Origin of the sequence: Flavobacterium sp. Root420 (assembly GCF_001427905.1) — a bacterium.
Lineage (GTDB): Bacteria > Bacteroidota > Bacteroidia > Flavobacteriales > Flavobacteriaceae > Flavobacterium.
In genome coordinates, this window is sequence record NZ_LMEF01000030.1 from 53,153 (window position 1) to 66,798 (window position 13,646).

At 35.2% G+C, this 13,646-nt stretch carries 8 protein-coding genes; 3 read left to right on the plus strand and 5 right to left on the minus strand.

The window, feature by feature from the left end; genetic code table 11:
* The first annotated feature begins 867 nt into the window (after window positions 1-867).
* Window positions 868-1,332, plus strand: coding sequence for a hypothetical protein (locus tag ASC72_RS17640; RefSeq protein WP_056193785.1), 465 nt, complete (start codon window positions 868-870; stop codon window positions 1,330-1,332).
* 35 nt (window positions 1,333-1,367) lie between these two features.
* A complete protein-coding gene (locus ASC72_RS17645) occupies window positions 1,368-1,913 on the plus strand; it encodes a 3'-5' exonuclease (protein ID WP_056193789.1) in 546 nt (181 codons plus the stop codon).
* Between the two features lie 53 nt (window positions 1,914-1,966).
* Here the strand turns inward: ASC72_RS17645 and ASC72_RS17650 are convergent, their stop codons facing one another.
* The 3 genes from ASC72_RS17650 to ASC72_RS17660 all read right to left on the minus strand — a co-directional run bounded on the left by ASC72_RS17650 (window position 1,967) and on the right by ASC72_RS17660 (window position 6,903).
* A complete protein-coding gene (locus ASC72_RS17650; protein WP_056193792.1) occupies window positions 1,967-3,745 on the minus strand; it encodes a long-chain fatty acid--CoA ligase in 1,779 nt (592 codons plus the stop codon).
* A 180-nt stretch (window positions 3,746-3,925) separates the two neighbouring features.
* Complete coding sequence (locus tag ASC72_RS17655) at window positions 3,926-4,357, minus strand: hypothetical protein (RefSeq protein ID WP_056193794.1); 432 nt, start codon at window positions 4,355-4,357, stop codon at window positions 3,926-3,928.
* A 140-nt stretch (window positions 4,358-4,497) separates the two neighbouring features.
* On the minus strand, window positions 4,498-6,903 hold the full coding sequence (locus ASC72_RS17660; RefSeq protein ID WP_056193797.1) for a TonB-dependent receptor domain-containing protein: 2,406 nt from the start codon (window positions 6,901-6,903) through the stop codon (window positions 4,498-4,500).
* Between the two features lie 242 nt (window positions 6,904-7,145).
* On the opposite strand from ASC72_RS17660, the gene ASC72_RS17665 reads away from it, so the two are divergent.
* Complete coding sequence (locus ASC72_RS17665; RefSeq protein ID WP_056193800.1) at window positions 7,146-7,430, plus strand: hypothetical protein; 285 nt, start codon at window positions 7,146-7,148, stop codon at window positions 7,428-7,430.
* A gap of 157 nt (window positions 7,431-7,587) precedes the next feature.
* On the opposite strand, the gene purL is transcribed toward ASC72_RS17665, so the two are convergent.
* Complete coding sequence (purL, locus tag ASC72_RS17670) at window positions 7,588-11,241, minus strand: phosphoribosylformylglycinamidine synthase (RefSeq protein ID WP_056193803.1); 3,654 nt, start codon at window positions 11,239-11,241, stop codon at window positions 7,588-7,590.
* 368 nt (window positions 11,242-11,609) lie between these two features.
* Entirely contained in the window at window positions 11,610-13,457 is a 1,848-nt protein-coding gene (locus ASC72_RS17675; protein ID WP_056193805.1) for an endonuclease, read from the minus strand.
* Window positions 13,458-13,646 lie beyond the last annotated feature (189 nt).

The following is a 13,646-nucleotide window of genomic DNA, read 5'->3' on the forward strand; positions in this document are numbered from 1 at the left end:
GTGTTAATTTTAACATTTATAAGAGGAAAAGTTGTATTAAATCGAAAAATGATTTATATTTGTCTTAGAATTAAAAATAAAAAACATTCATATGAACCTGTCAGCCATAAAAGTTAGCGATCGTTTAGCGGGATTTTCTCCGGCTAATGACTCAGGATGTCATATGTATTTAATGAATTAGAAATGTATTGTAGTTTCAAACTCAACATAAATAGATAAAAGCGTCCTCATTGGGACGCTTTTTTTGTTTTAAAGCAGAATCGGCTTCAATAAGTAAGAAAAGAAAATGAAAGAAAAATAGCATATAACTAAAAACGATTAAAAAAATAAATTGACCAAATGTTTTATGAGTAAACAAAATAGCGAATTATAACTTGGAAAGTAATCTGATTGAGAAACAGTGAATTGATAAAAAAGAATTCTGCACCAGCATGCGGACAGGAATTTCTTTGCTTTAATTTTAATTATAACTAATTGATAATCAGTAAAATAATATTAAAAGATATTTGGATAAATGAATTTTTCGACTTTATCTTTGCCAAACAAATCAGAACAAAAGATTTATACAACACAATGATTTTAATATATAATACATATAAAATGAATTTTAAAACTAACAGTAGTAAAGCCAAGTCTTTAGACGCCAGTTCGGGTCTGGAATGGATTAACATATCGGTGCATCACTATAGGCATAGGATAATTTGTATTATCGTATTTGTTATGAAGCACCTTTTATCTGGTGCTTTTTTTATGCCCGTATGTTTTGCCACGAAGGCGCAAAGACACAAAGAATATAAACTTAGGGCCTTGGTGCCTTAGTGACAAAAATTAATAGGATTTAAAAATTAATAAATAAAAAAATATACAATGAGTACAATATTAAAAGAATACAAAAAAGCAATTAAGATTCAATACGAAACCGAAAAAAAAGGAAAATACTTCGATTATTTGCAAAGCCCTTCTCGTGGAAAACTACGTGATTTTTGCTGGCTTATTTTCGAGAAGAATCCAACTAAGGATGATTTGAATGTTTTTAGAAATTTATTTTCTATGGATTTTGATCATACCAAGAAGAATAAGTTTAAGGAGAAAAAAGATAAGTTCAGACCTATCGAAACCTTCTTTAAAGGCGAAACAGATCCAGCAAATATTGATGCGATCAATATGGCTGCAATTTTGGTTGATTTTGAACCGCGTCCTTTTAAAAAGTTTCACGAAATGTATAAACTTGAAGGAGCTAAAGAAATTAAAAGCAATAACGAAAATTCTAAATGGAACAAACGCTATTCATCAATCAAGAAAAATTTTCGGGAAGTAATGGCTCTTTTTTAGAGAGAGAATTATAAATTATTAAAAAAGTAAAAAAAATGAAAACAACAGATAAAATTATTATTATCGATTTAGAAGCCACGTGTTGGCAAAGTGCGGTCCCACAGGGGCAGGAGAATGAAATTATTGAGATTGGTTTGGCAGTTCTGGATTCAGAAACTGGTGAGATAACTCAAAATCAGGGTATTTTGATCAAACCGCAGCGCTCGAGCGTAAGTCCGTTTTGTACGGAATTGACAACTATTACCCAGGATTTACTGGATAAAAACGGAGTGAGTTTTGAGGAAGCAATTGAAAAATTAGTTGCCGAATATAATCCCGATTTATATACCTGGGCAAGTTACGGTCAGTACGATCTCAATATGCTTAAAAAACAATGTAAATCATTCGGGATTCCGTATCCAATGGCCGACGAGCATATTAATGTAAAAGTCTGGTTTGGAGAAAAATTTGGTCTGCAGAAACCAACCGGGATGAACGGAGCTTTGCATTTATTGGATATTCCGCTGGAAGGAACACATCACCGCGGAATTGATGATGCAAAGAATATTGCTAAAATTTTGCATTGGTGTTTGCACAATTAAAAAAGGCTGTCCTTGGGAGACAGCCTTTTCATTGGTTAAATTATTTTGGAATGTTATTCGTGACCATAGATCTTAGCGTAAAGATTTTTATAAATTTCTTTAATGATTTTACGTTTTAATTTTAGAGTAGGGGTAAGCTGTCCGCCATCGATAGACCAAACATCCGGAGTTAACTCAAAACGTTTGATTTTTTCCCAGTTTCCAAATTTCTCATTTATTCCTTCCACTTCTTCGTCTATACGTTTGATTACGTCCGGATTAGCGCTTATTTCGGCGTTGGTGCTTCCTAAAGTTATTTTATGAAGTTTTGCCCATTCTTTTACAAAATCAAAGTTTGGCTGAATAAAAGCAGCCGGCATCTTTTCACCGTCTCCAATTACCATAATTTGCTCTATAAAACGAGATTGTTTCATAGCATTTTCGATCAACTGAGGTGCAATATATTTTCCTCCGGAAGTCTTGAACATTTCTTTTTTACGATCTGTAATTTTCAGGAAACCTTCGCTGTCAATTTCACCAATATCTCCGGTGTGGAAATAGCCATCTTGCAATGCTTCGGCCGTTTTTTCAGGATCTTTAAAGTAACCCAACATTACGTTTGGTCCTTTGCAAAGAATTTCACCGTCTGCAGCAATTGTAACTTCAACGTTGCGAATTACTTTCCCGACAGTTCCAATTTTAAATCCTTTATTTCTCTGATCGTTTACGGCAATTACCGGTGATGTTTCAGATAAACCGTAACCTTCCATAACCGGAATTTCTGCAGCAGCAAAAACTCTTGTTAAACGCGGCTGTAAAGCGGCACTTCCGGAAACCATTAAATCTAATTTCCCTCCCAAACCTTCTTTCCATTTGCTCAAAATAAGTTTGCGGGCAATTTTTAATTGAAATTCATACCAGAAACCATTGGCTCCGTATGGTTCATATTTTAAGCCTAAATCAATAGCCCAGAAAAACAGTTTTTTCTTGATGCCGGTTAGTTCGCTTCCTTTTGCGTAAATTTTATCGTAAACTTTTTCTAAAAGTCTTGGTACCGCTGTAATTACAGTCGGGCTAACTTCTTTTAAGTTATCACTGATTTTATCAATTGATTCTCCAAAATAAACCGAAACACCATAATATTGATAGATGTACAAAATCATTCTTTCAAAAATATGGCAGATAGGCAAGAAGCTTAAAGCCGTACTTTTTCCCGGATCAAACGGAATTCTTGGAGCGCTGTCTAAAACATTCGAAACAATGTTTTTGTGCGAAAGCATAACACCTTTAGGTCTTCCTGTAGTTCCCGAAGTATAAATAATGGTTGCTAAATCGTCAGTTTGAATGCTGTCTTTTCTGGCCTCGACTTCACTTTGGTTGCTTTCGTCTGCACCAAGAGTCAATAATTCGCTCCAGTGTTTGCAGCCCGGAATTTCATTAAAAGAATATACTTCTTTTAAAGTCGGTACATTCGCCTGGATCAGTCTTACTTTTTGAAGTACTTCATCATCAGACACAAAACAGTACATACTGCCGCTGTGATTCAATATATATTCGTAATCTTCTTCAGAAATAGTTGGATAAATCGGAACGTTCTGAGCACCGGTCTGCAGAATACCAATATCCATAATATTCCATTCGGTACGGTTATTTGAGGTAATTAAGGCAATTTTGTCATCTTTCTGAATGCCCATGCGCAATAATGCTCTCGAAACAGCATTAGCTTTTGCAATATATTCCTGGCTAGATGTTTTTTCCCAGACTCCGTTTTTTTTCGTTGCCAAAGCAACCGGAAGGTTATAAGTTTCTTGTTGATAATAGGGAAAATCAAAAAGGCGTGTGATTGAAACCATGTTTAATATATTGAATTTTACTGCAAATTAAATAAAAAATAGGGATAATTTTTAATTTTGTGAAATTTTATGGGAAAATTTATAGGGACTATTGAAAATCAACGAAAACGTTTTCTTTTTTGTAGTAAATTTTCGAAAAAACTAAAAATCCTTTAATTTGAGTTCTGTATTTTTATCCAATTATTGCACATTATAATCTACATAGTCTTTCACTCTTTCACCCATCAGATACATTTTTTTCTTGGTAAAATGAATAGAAAATTGAGAGTTAACCCATTCATTGCTATCGTTTGGTCTGTACCAAAAAGTGTAAGAAGCACTATTAAAGCCTTCTCTAAAAATTGGAACTCCTTCTTCTGTGCATTCAATTCCCCAATTCATTTTACTTTTGGATAAATCGTCAGCCTGAATAACTCCGGTTCCGTCCGGATTTAATACGGTACTTGGTTCTTTTTGATTCATTGGTATATAAACTCCGGGAACTGGATAACCAATAGTAGTAGTGATATAGCGATCACGACCATTGTGAGAAATTTTATTTACCTCGACTTGTGAATAAGTGTTTACGGAAATTAAAAATAAGCTAAATAAAAGTAGTTTTATAAAATTCATTCTATGCAGGTTTAATTGTTTTTGGGTTTTCAAAAATTCAGTGGCATGAACTTTTAGCGAATATAGTTCAAATTTTCATAGAAAAAATGAATCCCAATTACAAGAATGAACTTTTTTTTTATTTTTATTTTTCACGAAATTTATTCCGTTGAAAACTGATTTTCCAACAATTTTTCTTTAAAATCAGACTTAAAAGTATAAGCAAATGTAACCATCAAAGCACGGGTATCTGATTTATTCGTTCTGTTATTGCTAAACAAAGCTGTATTGTTTTTATAGCCGCTTTTTAGTGTGTTGAACATATCTGTTACAACCAATCCTAAACGGGCATTTCCTTTTCCGAGTTTTTGTTGAAAACCCATATCAACATTATAAATCGGAATTCTTTTTCCCTGCGGAGTTGGCAGAGCCGAATTATAATTCCCGATAATCTGAAGTTTTCCGCCTTTCCACGGAACAAAATTATTGATAATTTTTCCGTACCAGCTAAAAGCATTGTTTACCACATCTTCTCCAAGATTAGAAGTATTTATGTTTTGCTGAAAAGCAGTTATGCTAATATTGGCATCATAAAAACCAATTGGTTTTAGGCTGAAAATAGTTTCTAATCCATAGGTAATTGTGCTTCCAATGTTTTTTGGCATTAATAAAATAACTCCATTATCCTTAAGTTCTGCATATTGTCTAATGGCATCTGTAGCATTTCGGTAAAAGGCATTGGTTGAGAATGAATAATTGTTCCAGTCTTTGTTGTAACTCATTTCAGCAATATGAATAATTTCCGGTTTTAGATACGGATTTCCACTATGTGGATTCAGAGCATCGGTAATATCCATAAACGGATTCAGATCATCCAGATCCGGACGATTGATACGTTTACTGTAACCGATTTTTACAAATTCATCTGAGTTTAAATTTAATTGGGCAGATGCCGAAGGGAAAAATTTGATATAATCATTGTTAAAGCGGTCACTATTATTTTGTGTTGCTCCATTGTTGGAAACATTTTCCGCACGCAATCCTAAATTGTATTTCCATTTTGGATTTTCTGCATTTCCAGAAAATGTATTCAGCATTCCATAAACCGCGTTTATTTGTTCGTTATAGTCGAAAGTATTGCTGACAGTAGGATTAATTACATATTCGCCATTAATCATATCAGCACTTTCAAATTCAGAAGTAAAGAAACGAAAAGTTCCTTTGTATCCTGTTTCCAAAACCGTTTTTGGCGAAATTGGTAAAGCATAATTTACAATAGCGTTTGATATATTTTCGTTTTCATAATTGTGTGTTCTTTGTAAAAATACGTCACCGATTTGCTCATTATATTCATCATAATCATAGGTGTCAATATCCGTATTTTCTTTGTCTTTGTTGAAAGAGGAAGTAATGCTGATATTAAAACTCTTTTGGTCATCAGAAAATTTCCGATCATAATTGAAAGCCAGTTCGGCTACTTTTGAACGTTCTAATTCTAAAGAATGTCGTTTGTTATTCGAGAAAAATTGATTTGTACTGGTATTTACCTGAGTATACAAGGTCTCATCATTATCCTGACTTTCCATGTTTCCGAGTGCTTCAAATGAAAAAGTGTTTTTTTCGTTGGGAGAAAAATCAATATTGAATTTTAAATTCTGTAAACCCTCGGTGCGTTCGTCATTTCTGTATTGATGAATATAATGTTCGTCATCAATAAAATAATTGGTACGATCTGCATGTATTTCTTTCGTTCGACCGGCAAAACGATTATCATACGCTAAACCAAAGTTCCATTTTTCTGTTTTCTGATTTAAAAGTATTGAACTGTTTGCTCTCCCTTTCGCACCAAAACCACCACCTAAAACCACCGCACCATTGATTCCGTTTTGGTCGTTTTTTTTGAGTTTAATATTGATGATGCCACTTTCTGCATTCGCATCGTATTTTGCAGTAGGATTACTTATGATTTCGATGCTTTCAATACTGCTCGCCGCAATCTGATCCATATTGGTTATTGCCGAGTTTTTTCCGTTGATCAAAATCATAGGCGATTTCCCTCTTAAGGTTATACCGCCTTCTGCATCTACAGCAACAGTCGGAATACTTTTAAGCATCTCTGTGGCAGTTCCTCCAGATTGCGAAATATTTGAAACAGCATTAAAAATAAAACCTTCGTCTGTTTTTTGAATTTGTTTTTTTTGAGATTTGACCACAACGTCATTCAATAAATTAGCATCATTTTGCAAGACAATAGTTCCAATGGAAACAGGAGTATCAGCAATTTTTACTTTCTGAGTTATAGTTTTGAATCCTATTAATTTGAATTGAAGAAGATATTCACCTGAGATTACATTTTCTATATCAAAATTTCCAGAAACATCTGTTACGGCATAATTGGCCACTTTTACAGAGTCACTTGTGTTTTTTAAAATTACATCTACAAATTCTACAGGAAGTTTTCCATCGGAAACTTTTCCTTTTATTGCAGCAGTTTTTTGACCAAAAGAAAATTGACTAATGCTAACTAATAGTATAAACAGTGATAATTGTTGTATCCATTTTTTCATGAGACAAAGATATTTATCCGGGTAAAGAGAGTCCTGAAAACGACCTTAAGATATCATTAAATTAGTCTTAGATAAGATTAAAGTTTTTTTAAGGATGGTAACCGGGAAGAAAAAAAGGTGTTTTTCCCCTTATAAAAACAGGAAAAACCATTATCGATTTGATTTACGGGAAAACTACTTTTATGCTATTAAAATGCGAAAGCCGAAAAGCAGATGAGTAGGCATAATTAAATCTAATTAATATGGAAACAGCTTTGTATTTAGCAATGGGATGGTGTGGAACCAAGTATCCAGGCTGGTGGAGACGTTTTTGGAAAAATCCGCCGCCACCTCCGGATCCTGAACCTTGGTGGTATGTTAGTATTATTGGTTTGGGATTAGTTGCAGGAGTAGCCGGTGGACATTACTTTAGTAATGCAATTGCAGAAAATCAGTTTTTTGCTGGTCAGAATGCCATCGCTTCAGCATTGTTTGCTTTTGGAGCATCTAATTTTGTAACCGGGATTGCTTCATCATTAAAACGTTAAAAAAAATGCCTCAGCTATAGGGATAGTGCTGAGGCATTTTTTTATAAGTAAGGTTTATATTTTTCGCCACGACCGAGCAATAAAAGCAGGCAAAGCAATTTCAAAAATTTCCACAATTCAATTCGTGTAAATTCGTGAAATTCGTGGCTAAAAAAAACTAGTTTTTCTCAATCCATTTTCTGGCATTGATAAAAGCTTCATGCCACGGTGTAAACTCGTCATTTCTGTCTTTTGGATAATGTGCCCAGTTCCATTGGAAAGTAGAACGCTCAATATGAGGCATAGTAACTAAATGTCTTCCTGTTTTATCACACATCATCGCTACATCGTAATGAGAACCATTAGGGTTTGCAGGATAGCCTTCGTAAGCGTATTTAGAAACAATGTTGTAATTTTCTTCACCCATTGGTAAATTGAATTTTCCTTCGCCGTGAGAAACCCAAACTCCTAAAGTAGTTCCTGCCAATGTAGACAACATAACCGAATTATTTTCCTGAACTTTTACAGAAGTAAAAATACTTTCATGTTTGTTACTATCGTTATGAAGCATTTTTCCGTGAACTTCGTGCTCCGGATTAATAACTTCTAATTCCATAAACAACTGGCATCCGTTACAGATTCCGACTGATAAAGTATCTTCTCTTTTGAAGAAATTATCTAAGGCTGTTTTTGCTTTTTCGTTGTATAGGAAAGCGCCGGCCCAACCTTTAGCAGAACCTAAAACATCTGAATTAGAGAATCCTCCAACAGCGCCAATAAACTGAATATCTTCCAATGTTTCACGACCAGAAATTAAATCCGTCATGTGAACGTCTTTTACATCAAAACCTGCCAAATACATTGCATTTGCCATTTCGCGTTCAGAATTACTTCCTTTTTCACGAATAATAGCCGCTTTTGGTCTTGGTTTTGAAGCATCAATTACAGGCGCTTTACCTGTAAAGTGACTTGGGAAAGTATAATTTAAAGCCTGATTTTTATAATTTTCAAAACGTGCTTTTGCAGTTCCGTTTTTAGATTGTTTTTGGTCTAATAAATAAGAAGTTTCAAACCAAACATCTCTGTATGTAGGAATGTCTAAAGTCCAAAGTCCAAGGTCTAAAGTCTCACTAGTTGTCGCTTTTCCTAATTTGAAGAATTCGATATTATTTGCATTCAATTTAGCTTCAACAGCTGCATCAGATTTAGCCTGGAAAACGATTCCGATGTTTTCTGCGAAAAGGATTTTCAATAGATCTTTTTCTGCGAAAGCAGAGAAATCAATTTTAGCTCCCAAATTCACATCAGCAAAACACAACTCTAATAAAGTAGTAATCAATCCACCACTTCCGATATCGTGTCCGGCTAAAATTTGGCTTTCGCCGATTAATTCCTGAATCGTATTAAAAGCATTTTTGAAGAAAGAAGCGTCTTTTATAGTAGAAGTTTCGTTTCCGATTGTATTTCTGATTTGTGCAAAAGATGAACCTCCTAATTTGAAATCATCCTGAGACAAATTAATATAATAAATTGAATCTCCGTTTTTCTGTAAAACAGGTTCAACTACTTTTCTAATATCAGTACAATTTCCACCAGCCGAAATAATAACTGTTCCCGGTGCGATTACTTCGTCGTTTGGATATTTTTGTTTCATCGAAAGTGAATCTTTTCCTGTCGGAATATTGATTCCCAATTCGATTGCAAATTCTGAACAACCTTCAACGGCAGCATACAAACGAGCGTCTTCACCTTCGTTTTTACAAGCCCACATCCAATTAGCAGATAATGAAATTCCTTTTAAACCATCTTTAATTGGCGCCCAAACAATGTTTGATAACGATTCGGCAATAGCATTTCTGCTTCCTGCAACCGGATCAATCAAAGCTGCGATAGGAGCGTGGCCGATAGAAGTAGCGATTCCTTCTTTTCCTAAATAATCCAGAGCCATAACCCCAACATTATTCAAAGGCAATTGCAAAGGTCCTGCACATTGTTGCTTGGCTACTTTTCCACCCACACAACGGTCAACTTTGTTAGTTAACCAGTCTTTTGAGGCAACAGCTTCTAAGCATAAAACATCTTTTAAATATTTTTCAAAATGGGCGCCGTCGTAAGATACAGCAGCATATTTTCTGTCAATCGTTTTATCTGTCATAACCGTTTTTGGAGAACTTCCGAAGAAATCTTCCAAAGCGTAATCCATCGGTTTTGAACCATTTGATTTTGATTCGAAAGTAAAACGGTGGTCTCCCGTTACATCTCCAACCTGATACATTGGCGAACGCTCTCTGTCAGCGATTCTTTGCAAAATATCAATGTCTTTTTGACCAATAACCAATCCCATTCTTTCCTGAGACTCGTTACCGATAATTTCTTTTGCAGAAAGTGTTGGGTCTCCAACTGGTAATTTATCCAAATCGATCAAACCTCCGGTTTCTTCCACTAATTCCGAAAGACAGTTTAAGTGTCCTCCAGCTCCGTGATCGTGAATAGAAACAATTGGATTATTGTCGCTTTCTACTAAACCACGAATGGCATTAGCGGCACGTTTTTGCATTTCAGGGTTTGAACGCTGAATGGCATTTAATTCGATTCCTGAACCGAAAGCTCCAGTGTCAGCAGAAGAAACTGCAGCACCACCCATTCCGATTCTATAATTTTCTCCACCTAAGATTACAATTTTATCGCCTTCTTGTGGTTTCTTTTTGATTGCCTGATCTAATTTTCCGTAACCAATTCCACCTGCCTGCATGATTACTTTGTCGTAACCAATTTTACGGTCGTTTTCCCCATGTTCGAAAGTTAAAACTGAACCTGTAATTAACGGCTGACCAAATTTATTCCCGAAATCAGAAGCTCCGTTTGAAGCTTTGATCAAAATATCCATTGGAGTTTGGTATAACCATTTTCTTTCTTCAACAGCATTTTCCCATTTTCTGTCATCGTTTAGACGAGAGTATGAAGTCATATAAACCGCAGTTCCTGCCAATGGTAAAGAACCTTGCCCACCTGCTAAACGGTCACGAATTTCTCCTCCTGAACCTGTTGCAGCTCCATTGAAAGGCTCCACTGTTGTTGGGAAATTGTGTGTTTCTGCTTTTAAAGATAAAACCGAATCAAATTCTTTTATCTCGTAATAATCAGGTTTGTCAGCTGTTTTTGGCGCAAATTGCTGCACTTTTGGTCCTTTTACAAAAGCAACGTTGTCTTTGTAAGCAGACACTATATCGTTCGGATTTTCCTGTGATGTTTTTTTGATTAATTTGAAAAGAGAAGTTTCTTTTTCTTTACCGTCAATAACAAAAGTCCCGTTGAAGATTTTGTGACGACAGTGCTCAGAATTTGCCTGAGAGAAAGCAAAGATTTCAGAGTCAGTTAACTTTCTTCCTAATTTTACAGCAAGATTATCTAAGTAATCTACTTCTTCCTGGCTTAAAGCCAAACCTTCTACTTTATTGTACGTTGCAATATCATCGATTTCCAGAATAGGTTCCGGTTGTACGTTGATAGTGAAAATTTCCTGATCTAATTGATTGAATTTTTGAAAAAGCATCGGATCAAAATCTGTGAAATCAGCCGTTGCTGGATGAAATTCTTCAATTCTGATGATGCCCGGAATACCCATATTCTGAGTAATTTCTACAGCATTTGTACTCCAGGGTGTGATCATTGTGGCACGGGGACCAACAAAAAAATCCGACAGTGCGGATTTCTCGATCTTATTGGAGTTGGCAAAAAGCCAGTTTAATTTTGAAATGTCTTGAGCCGAAATTTCGTTTTGCGTTTGTACCGCGAAAACAGTTTTGCTTTGGTTTTCAAAGAAATGGATCATTGTGATGTGTAGTTTGTTGTATTGAAGATGCAAATTTAGTGTAAATAAATAGTAAGCGCAAATTTGAAAACAAACTCTTTTGAAAAAAGTCAGACGCTTTTTAAACCATATAAGTGATATAAGTTCATTTTAGAGGATTGGGAAAAGAATCTCGCAAAGTCGCAGAGTCGCAAAGTTTTATTTCACGCAGATTTTAAAAAGATTTAAGCAGATGCTTGCAGATAATTTATTACATCTGATTTTAAAAATTAAATCTATTCAAATCTGCTTAAATCTGCAGAATCTGCGTGAAAAATAATTTTAAAACTTTAGTAAACAAAAAAAAGCGGCAATTTGCCGCTTTTAAATGAAGTAAGATGTGGTTTTAATTATTTGATTATTATGTTTTTAATAGTCGTTTTTGAGTCTTTTGTAATTTTTACTAAATAAATTCCCTTAGCAAGATGACTTACTGAAATTGCAGGATCTGTGCTATTTTCTTTTTCGAAAACTTTTTGTCCGGCAAAGGAGATAATTTCAATAGAGTAAGGTTCATCTAGAGTAGAAAAGCCAACATAGAAATTTCCGTCTGAAGGGTTTGGATAAAGTACGATTTCATCTGAAAGTTGAACAATTTCTTCCTCTTCAACAGGCTGTGCCATTTTGCTTGCCAGATTATTACAAGTATCTGTGGTGTACGAATCCCATTGCGAACTTAAATTAAATGTTGTTGATGGAGAAGTCACAGTCGATTTTCTTCTTAAAGTCACATCAATCGCAAAATTGGCTGTTCCGCCATTAAAAGTCCCGATGATGTCGATTAGAATTCCGTTTTTGAATAAACCTAAGGCATCATTTCCATTAAACATTAATTCTGTTCCTGAAGTTGAAATATTGGCTGAACTTGTCGAAAAGCAACTTGATGAAATTGAACTGTTTACAATTACGAATTTACTTCCCGTAGTTAAAGTTCCGCTCAGTGCTAAACCAGTACTCCACGAACCTGCGCCATTGGTTTGTTTTTTAATGGTATATGCCGATAAGCTTACTGAGCTTCCTGTATTGTTAGCAATTTCAAGGGCTTTATTGTTGCTTGAACCTTCAATATATTCAGAGAAAAGTAAATCGGTTGCTGTTCCGGTTCCGCTGCTGTTGGTTGTTACTGCAATTGTGTTGCTGGAAGCGGAAGTATTTCCGGCAGCATCTTTTGCTTTTACATAGATGGAATAACTTGTTGAAGCAGTTAAACCGGTTATTGTTGCTGTTACTCCTGAAACGGTTGTTTTTAAAACACTGTTTGCATAAACATCATAACCCGTAACACCAACATTATCTGTAGAGCCAGTCCAGGCAACTGTGATTGAAGTTGCAGTTTTTGATGTAGAAGCCAAACTCGTTGGCGTAGTTGGCGCCTGAGTATCTCCGGAAGGCGTACCACCCCAAATTTGATTCACATATTCCGGATGATCGATATATGGGTTTCTGTTATTTTGACGTGCATAAATAGCATTGTTTCGGGCAATTTCCCTTGCACTTACAGGATCTTGTGTATTCCATGCCAAAAGAACGTTTAAGAATGCCGTAGTAAACACTTTGTTACCTGAACCATCAAACATAGGATAAGAGTATCCTGCAACAGTATTTTCATAACGGGTGGCAAAATAAAAATACATTCTGGCAATATCACCTTTAAAATCATTTACAGGTTCAAAAACAGTTCCGGAATAGCCTGATACAGAACTTGATCCCAATTTACTTCCGTTTTGCGAAGTATAAGTTGCTGAACTCACCGTTCCATGCGGATAGTTGGAACGTATTCCGTTTACTTTTCCATCTGTTGGCGTAATAAAATGAGCATCGGCAACCATTGGAGATTGCTCATTAAAAACCGATTGCGGAATAATATGTTCTCTGTTGTAACAATCCCCTTCAACAGAATAGCTTCCGCATCGTTGGGTAGTTCCTGTACTGTAATTGTAAGGGTCTGTTCCGGAAGGATTTTCAGAATACATGTCTAAAACAGTTCCGTCATTTTCATAAAAATTATCAACGTCAGATGTTTGATAGGTTGTGTACAAACCGGCATATCCATTATCAGTATGACCCTTAATAATGTTGTACAATTGTGTTTTTAAGGTATAACCTGTTCCGGTTGCAGTGTTGTAATAACCACTTGGAATTTGGGCAAAACTTGCTGTAATAACGAGTAATAAGAAAAAAGAGTAGAATTTCTTCATAAAAAATAGTTTTAGATTTGGTTGATAACAAATTGATTCTAAGAATCTTAATTGTTTGTTGAATCAAATTTACTATTTTTAAGAATACGCTGAGTTAAGGAATGTTTATTTTTAGATATATTTTCTTACTGGTTTGGTTTTGGGCACGAAGGTACTAGGGCACGAAGTTTTTTTAATCTCGCAAAGGCG